17 protein-coding genes are annotated in these 16522 nt (G+C 69.8%); 12 read left to right on the top strand and 5 right to left on the bottom strand.

The genetic code is table 11. The features are described from left to right. Positions 1-107 precede the first annotated feature (107 nt). The 5 genes from sdhC (at position 108) to OG883_RS03030 (ending at position 4189) form a co-directional block, all read left to right on the top strand. Complete coding sequence (sdhC, locus tag OG883_RS03050; protein WP_266534585.1) at positions 108-488, top strand: succinate dehydrogenase, cytochrome b556 subunit; 381 nt, start codon at positions 108-110, stop codon at positions 486-488. 8 nt (positions 489-496) lie between these two features. Then, complete coding sequence (locus OG883_RS03045) at positions 497-982, top strand: succinate dehydrogenase hydrophobic membrane anchor subunit (protein WP_266534582.1); 486 nt, start codon at positions 497-499, stop codon at positions 980-982. A 20-nt stretch (positions 983-1002) separates the two neighbouring features. Then, on the top strand, positions 1003-2757 hold the full coding sequence (gene sdhA, locus OG883_RS03040; protein WP_266534580.1) for a succinate dehydrogenase flavoprotein subunit: 1755 nt from the start codon (positions 1003-1005) through the stop codon (positions 2755-2757). After that, complete coding sequence (locus tag OG883_RS03035; RefSeq protein WP_266534578.1) at positions 2757-3515, top strand: succinate dehydrogenase iron-sulfur subunit; 759 nt, start codon at positions 2757-2759, stop codon at positions 3513-3515. The genes sdhA and OG883_RS03035 overlap by 1 nt, the downstream gene beginning before the upstream one ends. A 158-nt stretch (positions 3516-3673) precedes the next feature. After that, positions 3674-4189, top strand: a complete 516-nt coding sequence (locus OG883_RS03030) for a hypothetical protein (protein WP_266534576.1) — start codon at positions 3674-3676, stop codon at positions 4187-4189. Between the two features lie 131 nt (positions 4190-4320). Here OG883_RS03030 and OG883_RS03025 read toward each other — a convergent pair whose 3' ends face one another. Together OG883_RS03025 and OG883_RS03020 are read right to left on the bottom strand one after the other, a co-directional pair. Then, positions 4321-4620 carry a hypothetical protein gene (locus OG883_RS03025; protein ID WP_266534574.1) on the bottom strand — a complete coding sequence of 100 codons (300 nt, stop codon included), beginning with the start codon at positions 4618-4620 and terminating at the stop codon, positions 4321-4323. A 61-nt stretch (positions 4621-4681) separates the two neighbouring features. Then, on the bottom strand, positions 4682-5125 hold the full coding sequence (locus OG883_RS03020) for an Lrp/AsnC family transcriptional regulator (RefSeq protein WP_266534571.1): 444 nt from the start codon (positions 5123-5125) through the stop codon (positions 4682-4684). Between the two features lie 77 nt (positions 5126-5202). Between OG883_RS03020 and OG883_RS03015 the strand changes: the two genes are divergently transcribed. Beyond that, the gene (locus OG883_RS03015; protein WP_266534568.1) at positions 5203-6150 is read left to right on the top strand and encodes an SMP-30/gluconolactonase/LRE family protein; all 948 of its coding nucleotides are present in this window, start codon (positions 5203-5205) and stop codon (positions 6148-6150) included. Here the strand turns inward: OG883_RS03015 and OG883_RS03010 are convergent. Further along, positions 6062-6616, bottom strand: coding sequence for a MarR family winged helix-turn-helix transcriptional regulator (locus OG883_RS03010; protein WP_266534565.1), 555 nt, complete (start codon positions 6614-6616; stop codon positions 6062-6064). The genes OG883_RS03015 and OG883_RS03010 overlap by 89 nt on opposite strands. Positions 6617-6711: 95 nt before the next feature. Here OG883_RS03010 and OG883_RS03005 point away from each other — a divergent pair, with 95 nt between their 5' ends. Then, complete coding sequence (locus tag OG883_RS03005) at positions 6712-7971, top strand: MFS transporter (protein ID WP_266534562.1); 1260 nt, start codon at positions 6712-6714, stop codon at positions 7969-7971. A gap of 5 nt (positions 7972-7976) precedes the next feature. Next, on the top strand, positions 7977-10460 hold the full coding sequence (locus tag OG883_RS03000; RefSeq protein ID WP_266534559.1) for a DUF4132 domain-containing protein: 2484 nt from the start codon (positions 7977-7979) through the stop codon (positions 10458-10460). Here OG883_RS03000 and OG883_RS02995 read toward each other — a convergent pair. Continuing rightward, on the bottom strand, positions 10439-11407 hold the full coding sequence (locus tag OG883_RS02995) for an alpha/beta fold hydrolase (RefSeq protein WP_266534556.1): 969 nt from the start codon (positions 11405-11407) through the stop codon (positions 10439-10441). The genes OG883_RS03000 and OG883_RS02995 overlap by 22 nt on opposite strands. A 125-nt stretch (positions 11408-11532) precedes the next feature. On the opposite strand from OG883_RS02995, the gene OG883_RS02990 reads away from it, so the two are divergent. From OG883_RS02990 to OG883_RS02980, 3 genes are read left to right on the top strand one after another with little or no spacing between them, the layout of a single operon-like run. Further along, a complete protein-coding gene (locus OG883_RS02990; RefSeq protein WP_266534553.1) occupies positions 11533-11976 on the top strand; it encodes a hypothetical protein in 444 nt (147 codons plus the stop codon). 5 nt (positions 11977-11981) lie between these two features. Further along, complete coding sequence (locus OG883_RS02985; RefSeq protein ID WP_266534550.1) at positions 11982-12461, top strand: thiol-disulfide oxidoreductase DCC family protein; 480 nt, start codon at positions 11982-11984, stop codon at positions 12459-12461. Between the two features lie 11 nt (positions 12462-12472). Then, entirely contained in the window at positions 12473-13177 is a 705-nt protein-coding gene (locus OG883_RS02980) for a TetR/AcrR family transcriptional regulator (protein ID WP_266534547.1), read from the top strand. 6 nt (positions 13178-13183) lie between these two features. On the opposite strand, the gene OG883_RS02975 is transcribed toward OG883_RS02980, so the two are convergent. Continuing rightward, complete coding sequence (locus tag OG883_RS02975) at positions 13184-15658, bottom strand: MMPL family transporter (protein WP_266541184.1); 2475 nt, start codon at positions 15656-15658, stop codon at positions 13184-13186. Positions 15659-15830: 172 nt separating this feature from the next. Between OG883_RS02975 and OG883_RS02970 the strand changes: the two genes are divergently transcribed. Then, entirely contained in the window at positions 15831-16517 is a 687-nt protein-coding gene (locus OG883_RS02970; RefSeq protein WP_266534545.1) for a response regulator transcription factor, read from the top strand. Positions 16518-16522 lie beyond the last annotated feature (5 nt).

Below are 16522 nucleotides of genomic sequence, written 5' to 3'. Positions count from 1 at the left end.
CGACAACTCGTCGCTACGATGGCCAGGGCCGGTGGACCGTACCCGGCCGGGCCAGACCGACCCCCCAAGCCGGCAGGCCCCAATCCCCGCTCCCGGAGGGTTCTTCCGTGCCGGCTGGAACGCTGTACCGCGGCCGGGAAGGAATGTGGTCCTGGGTGGCTCATCGAGTCACCGGCGTCCTCATCTTCTTCTTCCTGTTCGTACACGTGCTGGACACCGCTCTCGTCCGCGTCTCGCCCGAGGCGTATGACGATGTCGTTGCCACGTACAAGACGCCGATCGTTGCGCTGCTCGAATACGGCCTGGTGGCCGCCATTCTTTTCCACGCGCTCAACGGCCTGCGTGTCATTGCTGTGGACTTCTGGTCCAAGGGCCCGCGCTTCCAGAAGCAGATGCTCTGGACCGTCATGGCCATCTGGTTCGTGCTGATGGTGGGTGCCCTGTACCCGGTGCTCGGCCACGCCGTCCGTGAAGTCTTCGGGAGCTGAGGCCAGAAATGTCCGCTGACACCACCTCCGCGATCGGCAAGGTCGAGGGCGTCGAGTCTGTGCGCCGATTCGACACCGACAATCCGGCTCCTGTCATCGAGGCGCCGCGCAAGCGCACCAAGAAGACTCCGAAGTCGACCCGCGGCAACTTCGAGATGGCCGCATGGCTCTTCATGCGCCTGTCCGGCGTCGTCCTGGTCGTCCTGGTCATCGGCCACCTGCTGATCCAGCTGGTGCTCGACGGCGGCGTCTCCAAGATCGGCTTCGCCTTCGTGGCCGGCCGCTGGGCGTCCCCGTTCTGGCAGACCTGGGACCTGCTGATGCTGTGGCTCGCCATGCTGCACGGCGCCAATGGCCTCCGTACCGTCATCAACGACTACGCGGAGCGCGCCAACACGCGCCTGTGGCTCAAGGGCCTGCTGTACACCGCCACGGTGTTCACCATCCTTCTGGGCACGCTGGTGATCTTCACCTTCGACCCGAACATCCGCTAAAGCCGGGGCTGACGAGACCAATGAAGATCCACAAGTACGACACCGTCATCGTCGGCGCCGGCGGCGCCGGCATGCGCGCGGCCATCGAGTCGACCAAGCGCAGCCGCACCGCCGTGCTGACCAAGCTCTACCCGACCCGCTCCCACACGGGCGCCGCGCAGGGCGGCATGGCCGCCGCGCTCGCCAACGTGGAAGAGGACAACTGGGAGTGGCACACCTTCGACACGGTCAAGGGCGGTGACTACCTGGTCGACCAGGACGCCGCCGAGATCCTGGCGAAGGAGGCCATCGACGCGGTCCTCGACCTCGAGAAGATGGGCCTGCCGTTCAACCGCACCCCGAACGGCACCATCGACCAGCGCCGCTTCGGCGGCCACTCGCGCAACCACGGCGAGGCGCCGGTCCGCCGGTCCTGCTACGCCGCGGACCGCACCGGCCACATGATCCTCCAGACGCTGTACCAGAACTGCGTCAAGGAGGGTGTGGAGTTCTTCAACGAGTTCTACGTCCTCGACCAGCTGATCACCGAGGTCGACGGCGTCAAGAGGTCGGCGGGTGTGGTCGCGTACGAGCTGGCCACCGGCGAGATCCACATCTTCCAGGCGAAGGCCGTCATCTACGCCTCCGGCGGCACCGGCAAGTTCTTCAAGGTGACCTCCAACGCGCACACGCTGACCGGTGACGGGCAGGCTGCCTGCTACCGGCGCGGGCTGCCGCTGGAGGACATGGAGTTCTTCCAGTTCCACCCGACGGGCATCTGGCGCATGGGCATCCTGCTGACGGAGGGCGCCCGTGGTGAGGGCGGCATCCTCCGTAACAAGGACGGAGAGCGCTTCATGGAGAAGTACGCGCCCGTCATGAAGGACCTCGCCTCGCGCGACGTGGTTTCCCGCTCGATCTACACCGAGATCCGGGAAGGACGCGGGTGCGGCCCCGAGGGCGACCACGTCTATCTGGACCTGACACACCTGCCGCCGGAGCAGCTGGACGCCAAGCTCCCGGACATCACCGAGTTCGCGCGCACCTACCTCGGTATCGAGCCCTACACGGACCCGATCCCGATCCAGCCGACCGCGCACTACGCCATGGGCGGCATCCCCACGAACGTCGAGGGTGAGGTCCTGGCGGACAACACCACCGTCGTTCCGGGCCTGTACGCCGCCGGCGAGGTGGCCTGCGTCTCGGTGCACGGCGCCAACCGTCTGGGTACCAACTCGCTGCTCGACATCAACGTCTTCGGCAAGCGCTCGGGCATCGCCGCCGCGGAGTACTCCGCCAAGCACGACTTCGTCGAGCTTCCCGAGAACCCGGCCTCGCTGGTCGAGGAACAGGTCGAGCGGCTGCGCAACTCCACCGGCAACGAGCGGGTCGCCACGCTGCGTCTGGAGCTGCAGGAGTGCATGGACGCCAATGTGATGGTGTTCCGCACCGAGCAGACGATCAAGACGGCGGTCGAGAAGATCGCCGAGCTGCGCGCGCGCTACAAGAACGTGTCCGTCCAGGACAAGGGCAAGCGGTTCAACACGGACCTGCTGGAGGCCATCGAGCTGGGCAACCTGCTCGACCTGGCCGAGGTCATGGCGACTTCCGCCCTGGCGCGCAAGGAGTCCCGCGGCGGTCACTACCGCGAGGACTACCCCAACCGCGACGACGTCAACTTCATGCGCCACACCATGGCGTACCGCGAGGTGGGCGACGACGGCTCCGAGTCGATCCGTCTCGACTACAAGCCGGTCGTCCAGACCCGCTACCAGCCGATGGAGCGTAAGTACTGATGGCTACCCCCGTACTGGACAAGGTCGAGGCCGACTCCGCCGTTTCGCCGTACATCACGGTCACCTTCCGGATCCGCCGCTTCAACCCCGAGGTCTCCGACGAGGCCCAGTGGCAGGACTTCCAGATCGAGATCGACCCGAAGGAGCGTGTGCTCGACGCTCTCCACAAGATCAAGTGGGACGTCGACGGCTCGCTCACCTTCCGGCGCTCCTGCGCGCACGGCATCTGCGGCTCCGACGCGATGCGGATCAACGGCAAGAACAGGCTCGCCTGCAAGACGCTGATCAAGGACATCAACCCGGAGAAGCCGATCACGGTCGAGCCCATAAAGGGACTCGCGGTCCTCAAGGACCTGGTCGTGGACATGGAGCCGTTCTTCCAGGCGTACCGCGATGTGATGCCCTTCCTCATCACGAACGGCAACGAGCCGACGCGTGAGCGGCTGCAGAGCGCCGAGGACCGCGAGCGCTTCGACGACACGACCAAGTGCATCCTGTGCGCCGCGTGCACGTCCTCGTGCCCGGTGTTCTGGAACGACGGCCAGTACTTCGGGCCGGCGGCGATCGTCAACGCGCACCGCTTCATCTTCGACTCGCGTGACGAGGCCGGGGAGCAGCGACTGGAGATCCTCAACGACAAGGACGGTGTGTGGCGTTGCCGCACCACGTTCAACTGCACGGACGCCTGCCCGCGCGGTATCGAGGTCACCAAGGCGATCCAGGAGGTCAAGCGCGCGCTGATCACACGTCGCTTCTGATTTCCGGGCGCTGTTGGCTTCTTGGCGCGGTACGAAGGGCCCCGCATCCCGTTCGAGGGATGCGGGGCCCTTCGCCGTTCGGACTTCGCCGTGCACGGCGATTCCTGGCAGGATCGGCCCGTCTGACTCGACACAGCACGAAAGCGGGGACGAGAAACATGAGCGAGCCGAATCCGTACGCGGACGGAGAGTACAAGTGGGGCCCGACGCCGACCCAGCCCGAGGGGGTCCCGACGTACGGCTATCCCAGCCCCGCGCAGGGCTACGGCTACCCGCAGCAGCCGGGCGCCGCCCCCCTTCCGATGGGGGCGCCCGCTCCGATGGGTGGTGCGCCGCTGGTGTCGATCGGTGACATCACCGTCATGGGCGATTCCGTTGTGACGCCCGCCGGGACGCTCCCGCTGAGGGGTTCGGTGTGGAACGCGACCGACATGTCGCGTACCGAGGAGAAGATTCCGACGCATGCCATCGTGCTGGCGATCGTCTTCTTCGTCTTCTGCCTGCTGGGTCTGCTCTTCCTGCTGATGAAGGAGAAGACGACCACGGGCTTCATCCAGATCACGGTGACCAGCGGCGGCAAGCATCACTCGACGATGGTCCCGGCCCGGGGTCCTGAGTCGTTCCAGCAGGTCATGGGACAGATCAACTACGCGCGGTCGCTCGCCAGCATGTAGGCACGCATGGGGTGTTCGGGGGTGGGTCAGGGTGGCCCCGGATGGTCGCGATGATCACCGGGCGCCGGACTCTCCCCTGGGGAACTCCCCAACTCCGCCCTTCGCCTTCGCCGTCCGCGCCGGCCGCCACGTCAGCCACCCACCAGCGGAACGAGCCTGAGGAAGGTGACCTCCGTGGCGCTGCCGAGCTCGAGCTCCTCGTCCAGCTCGACGATCTGCCGGTCTCCGACCAGCACCAGGAAGCCGTTGCGTCCGAACGCCTCGATCGCGCGCTCGTACGCCCGGCCGGTGTCCCCGCCGTCCACGACCTCCTCGCACGCCCTGCGCCGTATCAACTCGCGCAGCGCGAGGCGCTCCTCCGCGATCTCCAGGCCCACGGCGTCGCGGCGTTCCCCCGATGTCGTCTCGTCGACGAAGGTCACCATTCCCATGCCGAATGACTGTAGAAGCCACCACTGACAATCGGGGATGCCCTCCGGCCGGCGCGGCCGGTCAGTCGGAGCGTGGAGAGACGGACCGTTCGAAGAAGGTCTCCAGCGAGACGGTGGCCTGAGTTCCGCTGACGCCCTCGATGGCGTACAACCGCCGCAGCACGTCCTGGAGTTGCTCGGTGGTCGCGGTGCGCACCTTCACCAGCACGGATGCGCTGCCCGCGATGATGTGTGCCTCCTGGATCTCGGGGATCGCGGCGAACGCGGCGCCCGACTCCCCCATCCAGGCCGACGACTCGACCATGACGAAGGCGAGCACCCCCCGCCCGAGCGCCGCCGGGTCCACCTCCACCGTCGTACGGCGGATGATGCCGCGCTCCCGCAGTTTCCGTACCCGCTCGTGCGCGGCGCCGGCCGAGAGACCTACGGCCTTGCCCAGCGCGGCGTACGCCTGGGTGGCGTCCTGCTGGAGCAGGGCCACGAGCTCACGATCAATGTCATCCACGCTTGCAACCATACCTCATACTGCGATACGCATAAACGACAGAAGGTTGTTCAGTCATCAAGCCGAAGGGCTAAACGATGTCTCACACCACTCGCTCATCGATATACGAGATCCTGGACGAACGCTTCCGCACCGGACGCTGCGCCAACGGCGACGAACGGCTGGAGCAGCTCCACGGCGACTGCCGCTGGGCCGAGGGCCCGCTCTACCTGCCCGCCTGGCACCAGTTGATCTGGAGCGACATCCCCAACGACCGGATGCTGCGCTGGGACGAGGCGACCGGCGCGGTCGGCCTCTTCCGCACTCCGGCCGGCCACAGCAACGGCAACACGCTCGACCGCGAGGGCCGGCTGATCAGCTGCGAACAGGGCAACCGCCGCGTGACGCGCACCGAACCCGACGGCACGCTCACCGTCCTCGCCGACCGCTTCGAGGGCAAGCGCCTCAACAGCCCGAACGACGCGGCCGTACGGTCCGACGGTTCGATCTGGTTCTCCGACCCCGACTTCGGCATCACCAGCGACTACGAGGGCTTCCGTGCCGAGAGTGAGATCGGCGCCTGCAACGTCTACCGCGTGGACCCGGCGACGGGCGAAGTCCGCCTGGTCGCCGACGGCTTCGGCGGCCCGAACGGTCTGGCCTTCTCCCTCGACGAGCAGCAGTTGTACGTCTCCGACACCCGCGCCGGCCAGATCCGCGTCTTCGACGTACGCGAGAGGGGCACCCTCTCGGACGGCAAGGTCTTCGCCGAGGCGACGGACGGCATCAGCCGCTTCGACAACATCCGGTTCGACGACGAGGGCCGGCTGTGGGTGGCCGCCATGAACGGCGGAGTGCACTGCTACGACCCGGACGGGACCCTGATCGGCCGCATCGAGGTCCCCGAGCCGGTCTCCAACATCGCCTTCGGCGGCCCCAAGAACAACCGGCTGTTCATCACGGCGGCGACGAGTCTGTACTCGCTGGTGATGTCGGTGACGGGCACTCCGCGGATCCGTCGGACGCCGCCTCCGCGACCAGCATGATGCGGCGCAGCATGTCGTTCAGCTGACGGCGCTCGTCCTTGTCGAGCGCTCCGAGCAGGCGGTACTCCTCGTGGCCGAGGACGTCCATGGCGCCCAGCCAGGTCTTCCGGCCCGACGCGGTGAGTTCGACGTCGACGCGGCGGCGGTCCGAGGTGGAGGGCGTACGGCGGACGAGGCCGCGGCGCTCGAGTGCGTCCAGGCGGCCGGTGACCGAGGCGGGGGCCAGGTCGAGGTCGGCGGCGAGTTCGGAGGGAGCCGCCTTGCCGCCGCGGCCGGCGAGCTTGTGGAGCGTGTCGAACTCGTGGCGCTCCAGGTCGAAGTCGGCCAGAGACTGCTCACGGACCCGGCGCAGATGGACGGAGAGCTTGCCCATGCGGGTGACAGCGCCCTCGATCTCGGGGTCGAGGTCGGGCAGGACGGGCTTCCAGCGCGCCACATGCCCGTCGGTCCAGTCGCGGTGCTCCATGGCGGCGATGGTACGCGGGGCCCTTCCGTCCCTATGCCCGCCCGGCCGATATATTTCGTTGCCGAATAGTTCGCCACCGAAGTATATTGCCGGGCATGCCGCACCCCTTGCGTACGCGCTCCTTCAGGCTGCTCTTCCTCGGACGCACACTCTCCCTCCTCGGCGACGCGGCGATCCCCGCCGCCCTCGCCCTCGCCGTGTACCAGGCCACCGGTTCGACCGGTGCTCTCGCGCTCGTACTGGGCTGCGCGATGGTGCCCAAACTCCTGCTGCTGCCGCTCGGCGGCGTCGTCGGGGACCGGTTCAACGCCCGGACGGTCGCGCTCGCCACCGATGTCGTACGGTGCCTCACCCAGATCCTGGTGGGCATCGAACTCCTCGGCGGCGAGCCGCGGTTGTGGCACATTGCCGCCGCGGAGGCGGTCGGCGGGGCAGCGGGGGCGTTCGCGATGCCGACCGTCATGCCGCTGATCACCGGCACGGTGGAGGGAAAGGAGGGGCTGCGAAAGGCCAACGCCCTGATGGGGGTCGTGCAGAGCGCCGCCCGGCTCGGCGGACCCGCACTGGCCGGCCTGCTGATCTACACCGTCGGGGCCGGCTGGGCCTTCGTCCTCGACGGGGCGAGCTTCGCGGTGAGCGCCCTGCTGCTGGTGGCGATTCGCGTGCGGCACGTTCCCATTCCGCGCCGTTCCCTGCTCGCCGACCTCAAGGAGGGCTGGGTCGAGGTCCGCTCGCGCGACTGGTACTGGACCAGCCTCGTCGGCCACGCCGCCTGGAACGGCGCGGCCGCCGTGCTGATGACCCTCGGACCCGCCATTGCCGTACGGCAGATGGGCGGGCAGGGCGCCTGGGTCGCTCTGCTCCAGACGGGCGCGGTCGGGCTGCTGCTCGGCTCGCTGGTGGCCGGGCGGGTCCGCCCGAAACGGCCGGTACTCGTGGCCAATCTGGGGCTTGCGACCTATGCGCTGCCGCTCGGGCTGCTGGCCGTCGCGGCGCCCGCTCCGCTGACGATCGCGGCGTACGGGATCGCCCAGGCGGGCCTCGGCTTCCTCTCCCCGGTCTGGGGCACCGCGGTCCAGACGGCGATCCCGGCGGGTGCGCTGGCCCGCGTGACGTCGTACGACTGGCTGCTCTCGCTCGGCGCGATGCCGCTCGGGTACGCGCTGGCGCCGCTGGCCGCCGCGGCCTGGGGCACCGCGGTGCCGCTCGCGGTCGCCGCGGTGGTGGTGGGTGCGGCCTGCCTGGGCACGGCCGCGGTGCCGGGAGTGCGCCGGTTCGGGGCCGCCGACCCCGATGTCAGTGGCGGGCCGTACCTTCGTGAGGGGTTGAGCGCGGGGAGGGGACCGGCACGATGACGGCGATGACGGACGGCCTGGAGGCCAGGCTCTACGAGGCGGGGTGGCGGGAGCGCACGGGCGAGGGGCCGCCGGTGCGGGAGCTGCTGGAGTCGCTCGACGAGCCCGAGCAGCGTCGGGCCGCGCTGTGGTTCCACGACTGGCTGTGCCGGAGCGGCGACGACGACGTCACCCTGGACGCGCTCGGCCGGCTGGCGGAACAGCGGCTCGAATGGACCGCACCGCAGGCCGCCGAGCTGCTGGGGCGGCTCGTCGGCGCCGACGCACAGGTCGACCTGACCACCCTGCTGCGCAAGTACGTACCGCTGGTGCGGCTCGCGTTGACGGCTGCCCGCACGGCCGGGGAGTACGACCGCGGACATGTCCGGGCACTGCGCAGATGGCTGCCGTCGGCGGAGGACCGCCCCGAGTGGCTGCGCGAATGGCTCGACGAGCTTGCCGGGACCGGACCCGAAACCACCGGGCTGTCGGGCGAGCTGCTCGACGCGCACGACGACTACGGACCGGCGATGCGGGCCGCGCACCCGACGCTGCTCGCCGCTCCCGGCATCGACGCACTCCTGTGGCACTGCATGAGGCAGGACAAGGTGCGCGCCACCAAGCGATGGCGCAAGGAGGCGTCGGCGCTGCTGGACCGCACCGAGGGCGGGGCAGAGACGGTGCGGGCGCTGCTGGAGGGGATGGCCGCGCAGCCGGAGCACCCGGTCGCCGCGCCCCAGTGGGCCGGCGACGCGTGGCCGGGGATCGCCGCCGAGGGCAGCACCCGGCTGGTGCGCGGGCTGCTGTGGGCCGCCGCGGGCCTGGAGGCGGACTGGGTGGTACCGGTCGTGGGCGAGGTGGCACTCAACGCCGGTACGGGCTGGGGGGGTTCCGGCGGCTACTGCCGCAGCGTCAGGATGGCCACCACCGCGGTCGCGGTGCTCGGCGACTTCGGCGGCGCGCAGGGCGAGCAGGCCGTCGACCGGCTCGGCCGGCTCCAGCGCACGATCCGTAACCGCACGGTGGTCAAGGGCATCGCCGCCTCCCTGCAGGCCGTGGCCGAGCGCAGCGGGCTCACCCCGTCGATGCTCCGGGAGCGGACCGTGCCGTCCGTGGGCCTCGATCCGCGCGGTCTGCGCGAAGAGGCGCTCGGGGACTACACGGCGGTCCTCTCGGTCACCGCGTCGGGAGCGGCCGCGCTCTCCTTCCGTGGCCCGCAGGGCCGGGTCCTGAAGTCCGCACCGAAGGCGGTCCGGGACGAATTCGGCACACAACTGTCCGAGATCCGCGGCGCCTTGAAGCAACTGCGCGCCCTGATGCCGGTCGAGCGCATGCGGCTCGAGGACCATCTGATGGCGGGCACCCGCTGGGCGACCGAGGACTGGGAGCAGTACTACATCGACCCTGCGGTGACCGGCTCCCTGGCCCGCACGCTGATCTGGGAAATGAGCCGCGACGGCGGTGGCCGGTGGACCGCGGGGCTGCCGGAGCGTATGGCGGGCGGCTGGGCGCTGGCCGGGGCGGACGGCACGGCCCTCCCGGTGACCGACGGAGCGCTGCTGCGGCTCTGGCATCCGGTGCGCGCGGACGCCGAGGAGATCGCGGCGTGGCGCGAGGAGCTCGCCGGGCGCGAGCTGCGGCAGCCGTTCAAGCAGGCCTTCCGGGAGGTCTATCCGCTCACCCCGGCCGAGGAGGAGACCGGAAGCTACTCCAACCGCTTCGCCGGGCACATCCTGCGCTACAACCAGGCGAAGGCCCTGATGGTGGAGCGCGGCTGGCTGGGCAACCACCTGGGGTACTTCAGCGACGGGTACTCCGCGGAGATGGTGCGGGAGCTGCCCCGGGCAGGTGATGTCCCGACGTCCGAGGGCGAGTTCTGGCGGGCCAGGTTCTATGTCGAGCTGGTGGACCAGCCCGGGGTGGACCGCGGGACGGCATCCCTGTGCTCCACGGACCAGGTGCGCTTCGAGCGACGGCGCGGGGCACGCGGGCCGTGGGAGCGGGCCGGCCTCGTCGACGTACCGCAGCCGGTGCTGACGGAGGCGATGCGGGACGTCGACCTGTTCGTGGGGGTGGCCTCGATCGGGGCGGATCCGCAGTGGACGGACCGCGGGGCGGACCGCGCGTACGACGGGTACTGGAAGGAGTGGGCGTTCGGCGAGCTCACCGAACCGGCGCGGATACGGAGGGAGTCGCTGGCCCGGCTGCTGCCGCGGACCCGGATCGCGGACCGCGTGGAGCTCACGGACCGCTTCCTGCGGGTCCGCGGTGAGCTCCGCGCGTACAAGATCCATCTCGGCTCGGGCAACATCCTGATGGAGCCCAACGACGCGTATCTCTGCATCGTGGTGGACCGTTCGACGGCGGCCGGGAGCGGGGAGCGGGTCTTTCTGCCCTTCGAGGAGGACGGCGGACTGCTGTCGGTGATCATGTCGAAGGCGTTCCTGCTGGCCGACGACGCGCAGATCACCGACCGCACGATCACCGCTCAGATACGCCGGGACGCGTAGGGCGCGAGCACGTCCTGGCCACGCGGGGCGGCGCGGCCGCCGAGATGCTCGGCGAGGAAGCCGAGGAGCAGTGCGGTGGTCTCCTCGGGACGTTCCAGGGAGGGCAGATGCCCGGCCCAGTCGAGTTCGATGTGACGGGCGTCGGGGAGAAGCTGCGGCAGCCGGGCGGCGATCCGGCGGAAGTCGGCGACGTCGTGCGCGCCGCCGACGGCGAGACAGGGCGCCTCGATTTTACCGAGGCCGGGCTGCGGAGCGGACGCGGCCGCGGAGGACTCCGGCTCCTCGGCGGGCGACTCTGACGCCTCCGCAGCCGCTGCCACCGCAGCCTCGGAGGCTTCGTACACCGCCGCTGTCGCCGCCGCCTCGGACACCTCGGACACCTCGGACGCATTGGCCGCCTCGTCCGCAGCCGCTTCCGCCGCCTGGTCCGCCGCCAGTTGGATCTCGAACGCATGGCGCTGCATCACCCGGACCTGCTCGCGGACCCGCTCGTCAGCGTGCGGTCCCAGCCAGGTGTCCAGGTTGAGCTCGACCGCGGCGGACAGGTCCCCGGCATCGAAGAACGCATCCTCGCGCGCGCCGAAAGTCCGCAGTTCCGGGCTCGGTTCATGACCCGGCATGCCCGCGCAGAGCAGCGCCAGCGCCGTCACGCGGTCCGGCCTGCGGGCCGCGGCCTCCAGCGCGACGCGACCGCCGAAGGAGGAGGCGACCAGGGCCGCCCGTTCGATGCCGAGTTCGTCCAGCAGTTCCAGTACGTCCTCGGCGTCGCTGTACTCGCCCGCGTCCGCGGGTGTCTGCCCGTGCCCCCGGAAGTCGCAGCGCATCACCCGGTATCCGGCGTCCACCAGGGCCTGCCACTGCGGGTCCCACATCCGCCGGTCGCAGACCGAGGAGTGCAGAAGTACGACGGCGGGACCGTCACCGGCCATGTCATGGGAGAGCGTCACCCGGCAGACCCTAGCCCGTCGGCCGACCCGGCGCCCGGCAGTTTTCGATCCGGCTTGAACATGTTCAAAAAGAGGTTCAGGTTCATTCCTGCCAGCCTTTTGAACACGTTCAAGGAGGGTGGGGCATGGACCTCACTGTTGTCGCGTACGCCGTCTACCTGCTGATCAGCGTCGGACTCACCATCTGGGTCGCTCGCACGCTCAGCCGCAACGGGCGCATCTTCATCGCCAGCGTGCTGAACGGGGACGACAAGCTCGCCGACGCCGTCAACCACCTTCTGGTGGTCGGCTTCTATCTGGTCAACCTCGGATTCGTGGCGCTCTACCTCAAGGCGGCGGAAGCCGTCGAGAACGCCCGCGGGCTCTTCGAGGCCCTCTCGGTGAAGATCGGTGTCGTCCTGCTCGTCCTCGGCGTGATGCACCTCGGCAACGTCTGGGTGCTCAACAAGATCCGCCGGCGCGGTGTCATGGAGCGCGAGCAGGTGCCGCCGGTGTCGCCGCAGGGCTGGACGGGCCAGGCAGGTCAGGGCCCGTGGACCGCACCCGCCGCCGGTCCCGCCGGGGCGTGAGCACGATGGGTACCCCGGTTCGCAGACTGACCGTCCTGTACGACGCCGAGTGCTCCCTCTGCGTCCACCTGCGGAGCTGGCTGCTGCGGCAGCGGCAGCTCGTACCGCTGGACATGGTGCCCGCCGGGTCGGCCGAGGCGCGGCGCAGGTACCCGCGCCTCGACCACACCCGGACCATGCGGGAGATCACCGTCATCGGCGACAAGGGCCAGATCTTCACCGGGCAGGCCGCCTGGATCGTCTGCCTCTGGGCCCTGGCCGAGCACCGGCCCAAGGCCCACTGGCTCGCCACTCCGGCCGGCGCGCCCTTCGTACGCGTCACGATGCTCGCGGCGGCCAAGTACCGCGAGGCGACCGGGGCGGGCGCGCGGACGGGGACGGGGACGGGCGCGGTGACGGGGACAGACGCGGGCGCGGTGACGGGCGCGGAGCCAGGAGGGGCCGTCGGTACGCCCTGCGACGACCAGTGCTCCGTCCCCGGTTAGGCTCGGACACCGTGACAGAAGTGAAGGCCCCCAAGAGCGAGCAGACCCGCACGCTCATCCTCGAGACCGCGCTCCGGCTCTTTCAGGAGCGCGGTTACGACAAGACGACCATGCGGGCCATCGCCAAGGAGGCCGGGGTCTCCGTAGGGAACGCGTACTACTACTACAGCTCCAAGGAACACCTGGTCCAGGGCTTCTACGACCGGATCGCCGCCGAACACCAGGCAGCGGTCCGGCCGGTCCTGGACCGGGAGACCGACCTGGAGGCCCGGCTCGCCGGGGTGCTGAGAGCCTGGCTGGACATTGCCGCGCCGTACCACGAGTTCGCGGCCCAGTTCTTCAAGAACGCGGCCGACCCGGAGAGCCCGCTCAGCCCCTTCTCCCCCGAGTCGGAACACGCCCGCGAGGCGGCCATCGCCGTCCACCGGGAAGTACTGGCCGGCTCGAAAGCCAAGGTCGCCGACGAGCTTGCCGACATCCTCCCCGAGTTGATGTGGCTGTCCCAGATGGGACTCGTCCTGTACTGGGTCTTCGACCGTTCGGAAGGCCGGGAGCGCAGCAGGCGCCTCGCCGAACGCGGCGCCCGGCTCACCACGCGCGGGGTCGCACTCTCGCGGTTCCGGGTGCTGCGGCCGCTCGTACGCGAAGTCCATGAGCTGTTCACGGACTTCCTGCCCGGGATGGCGGAGACTGTCGCCGCCCGCAAGAAGCCCTGACCTGAGCTATGGCTGGTGCACGGCGGAATCCGACAGGACCACGTCGTGGACCAGCGGGTCGCCGCCGACCGTGATGTTGCGGACCCATGGCTCGCGGAGCCCCGACGTCGCCGCCAGCAGATACGCGCCCCCGGCCGGAGCGGACAGAACGTACGAGCCGTCGGCCAGCGACTCCACCCGGTCGACCTGACGGCCCCCGGACGAGGCGAGGGTGAGGACAACGTCCCCTACCGGCTCGCCCGACTCCGTACGGACGAAGCCATGGACGACGGACGACCCGAGGGACCGCCCGGCGGACGGCCCGGCGGACGGCCCGGGAACCACAGACGCGGGCACGTCCTCCCGCGGCTCCACCGCCAGATGCGGCAGCCGCTTCTCCAGCCCCGCCGGCAACCACCAGTTGGACCGCCCCAGCAGATGCATCGCCGCCGGCACCAGAGCCGTAAGCAGAATGAACGCATCCAGCGCCACTGCCGCCGCCAGCCCGATGCCCGCCATCGCGCCTTCCATGTCGCCGCTCAGCACGAACGCGCTGAAGACACAGATCATGATGAGCGCCGCGCAGTTGATGACCCGGCTGGTCTCGGCGAGGCCGACCCGCACCGCCCGCGCGTTGTCCTTCGTATGCACCCATTCCTCGTGCATCCGGCTGACCAGGAAGACCTGGTAGTCCATGGAGAGCCCGAAGAGCAGCGACAGCATGATCACCGGCAGGAAGGCAGTGATCGGGCCCTCCTTGCCGACGCCCAGCGCCTCCGCTCCCCAGCCCCACTGGAAGATCGCGACCAGTACGCCGAAGGAGGCCCCGGCCGCGATCAGGTTCATCAGGGCGGCGGTCAGCGGGACGACCAGCGAGCGGAACGCGATCAGCAGCAGCAGGAAGCCCAGCGCGATGATCGTCCCGATGAAGTACGGCAGCCGGTCGCCCGTCACCGCCGCGAAGTCCTTGAAGATCGCGGTGACTCCGCCGACATGAACCTGCTCGCCCGACTGCGGGATCACCTCGTCGCGCAGCCGGTCGATCAGCCGGTCCGTCTCCTCGGACTGCGGTGACGTCGCCGGGACGACCTGGATCACCGCGACGCCGGAGTCCGGTGGCGAGGGCAGCGCGACGGCCTGGGCCACTCCCTCCGTCGCCCGCACCACCTCGACCAGCTTCGCGACAGCGGCCGGTTCCGCGTCCCGCGCGACCAGTTGCAGCGGCCCGTTGAAGCCGGGCCCGAAGCCCTCGGCGAGCAGGTCGTACGCCTGCCGGGTGGTGGTGTCCTCCCGGTGGTTGCCCTGGTCGGTCGCGCCGAGCCGCAGCGACAGCACCGGGATCGCGAGCGCCGCCATCACCACGACCGCGACCAGCGCGGTCGACTTCGGCCGCTTCTGTACGTACGCCGACAAGCGGGCGGCGGCGCCGCTCGACTCCGTCGGCTCCGGGCCGTCGGCGGCCAGCCGACGACGCTGCCGCCGACTGAGCACCCGCGGCCCGAGCAGTCCGAGGAGCGCGGGCAGCAAGGTGATCGCGGCCAGCACGCTCAGGACGACCGTCAGCGAGGTCGCGATCACCACGCCGTCGAGGAAGCGCATGTTCATCACGAGCATGCCGGCGAGGGCGATGCACACCGTGCCGCCCGCGAACAGCACCGCACGCCCGGAGGTGTTCAGCGCGGTGATCGCCGCGTCCTCGGGCGCGGCGCCCCGCAGAATGCCCTTGCGGTGCCGTGTGACGATGAACAGCGCATAGTCGATGCCGACGCCGAGGCCGATCAAGGAGCCCAGCAGCGGCGCCACTTCGGGCACATCTGTCACATGGCTCAGCAGCATGGTCGACAGCATTCCGGTGCCGACGCCGAAGACCGCCACGACAATCGGCAGCAGCATCGAGAAGAACGAGCCGAAGGCGAGGAAGAGCACGACCGCCGCGGCCGCGATGCCGACGAGCTCGGCCGTGCCGGTCGGCGGCTCCTGGACGCGGGTGATCGCCTGTCCGCCGAGTTCTATCTGTAGTCCTCCGCCGCTGCCTTCGGCCTGGGAGGTACCCCTACGCTCCGCGGACTGCGCGGTCTCGACGACGTCCTCGACCAGCTTCTTCGGCACGGCGTTGGCCTGCTCGACGAAGGTGACCCGGGCGTAGGCGATCCGCCCGTCCTTGCTGATCTGTGCCGCGCCTGCCGCGGAGTACGGGCTCGCGACCTCGCCGACACCCTTCATGCCCGCGATCTCCTTGAGCACGGGCTCCAGCCGTTCGCGCACCGCCGCATCGCGCGCGGAACCCTCGGAGACCCGCCACACCACTGTGTCGGTGTCGCCCGATTGCTCCGGGAAGGCGTCCGCCATCACGTCGTACGCCCGTGTGGAGTCGGTGTTCGGAAGACTGAACACGTTCGAGTAGTTGGTGCCTGCCGTGCTGCCGGCGGCTCCCAGGCCGAAGAGCGCCCCCACCCACAACACCAGGACCACCAGCCGGTGCCGATAGCGCCACCGTGCCAAAGCCGCCACGATTCCTGCCCCTTCATCGGTTTCGCCGGTTCGTCGGGTCCCCCTCGGTCCGCTCCCAGAATCGGCGCCGGAGGCTGCCCGTGGCGTGGCGCGGCCACGACTCTCAAGGAACTCCAAGACAGGGACCGGTCCCCCGAACGGCGGACCGGCCGATACTGAGGGCATGAGCCATGAGGGAGCGACCGTGCTGATCGTCGAGGACGAGCCGAGCATCGCCGACGTCCTCGCCATCGCCCTGCGCTATCACCGTTTTGAGGTGATGACGGCCACAGGCGTACGGCAGGCGCAGCGACTGGCAGAGCAGACGCGCCCCGATGTGGCGCTCCTCGATGTGATGCTCCCGGACGGCGACGGGCGGGTGCTGGGGCGTGAACTGCGCGCCGCGTACCCCGAGACGGCCGTCGTCTTCGTCACCGCACGCGACGCCCCCGCCGAGATCGTGGGAGCGCTGGGCTTCGGCGACGACTACCTCACCAAGCCGTTCAATGTCGACGAGGTCGTGGCGCGTATCCGGGCCGTACTGCGCCGCACCAGAGCCACCGACGTGCTGCCGGTGCGGCCGCCGCTGCGGTACGGGGATCTGGAGCTGGACGATGCGACGTACGTGGCGCGGCGCGCGGGCCGCTCGGTGCTGCTCACCCCCACCGAGTACGCGCTGCTGCGCTTCCTCGTACGCAACGGCGGGCGCATCGTGTCCAAGGAGCAACTGCTGCGCCACGTCTGGCAGTACGAGCATCAGGCCGAGTCGACCGTCGTCGAGACATACATCAGCTACCTGCGGCGCAAGCTCGATCCCCTGGGGCCATCGCTGATCACCACACGGCGGGGTGTCGGATACGGACTCGCATGAGGCCT

Source organism: Streptomyces sp. NBC_01142 (assembly GCF_026341125.1).
Taxonomy (GTDB): domain Bacteria; phylum Actinomycetota; class Actinomycetes; order Streptomycetales; family Streptomycetaceae; genus Streptomyces.
The sequence above is the reverse complement of the archived record's forward strand: the minus strand, read 5'-3'. Positions and strand labels throughout refer to the sequence as shown.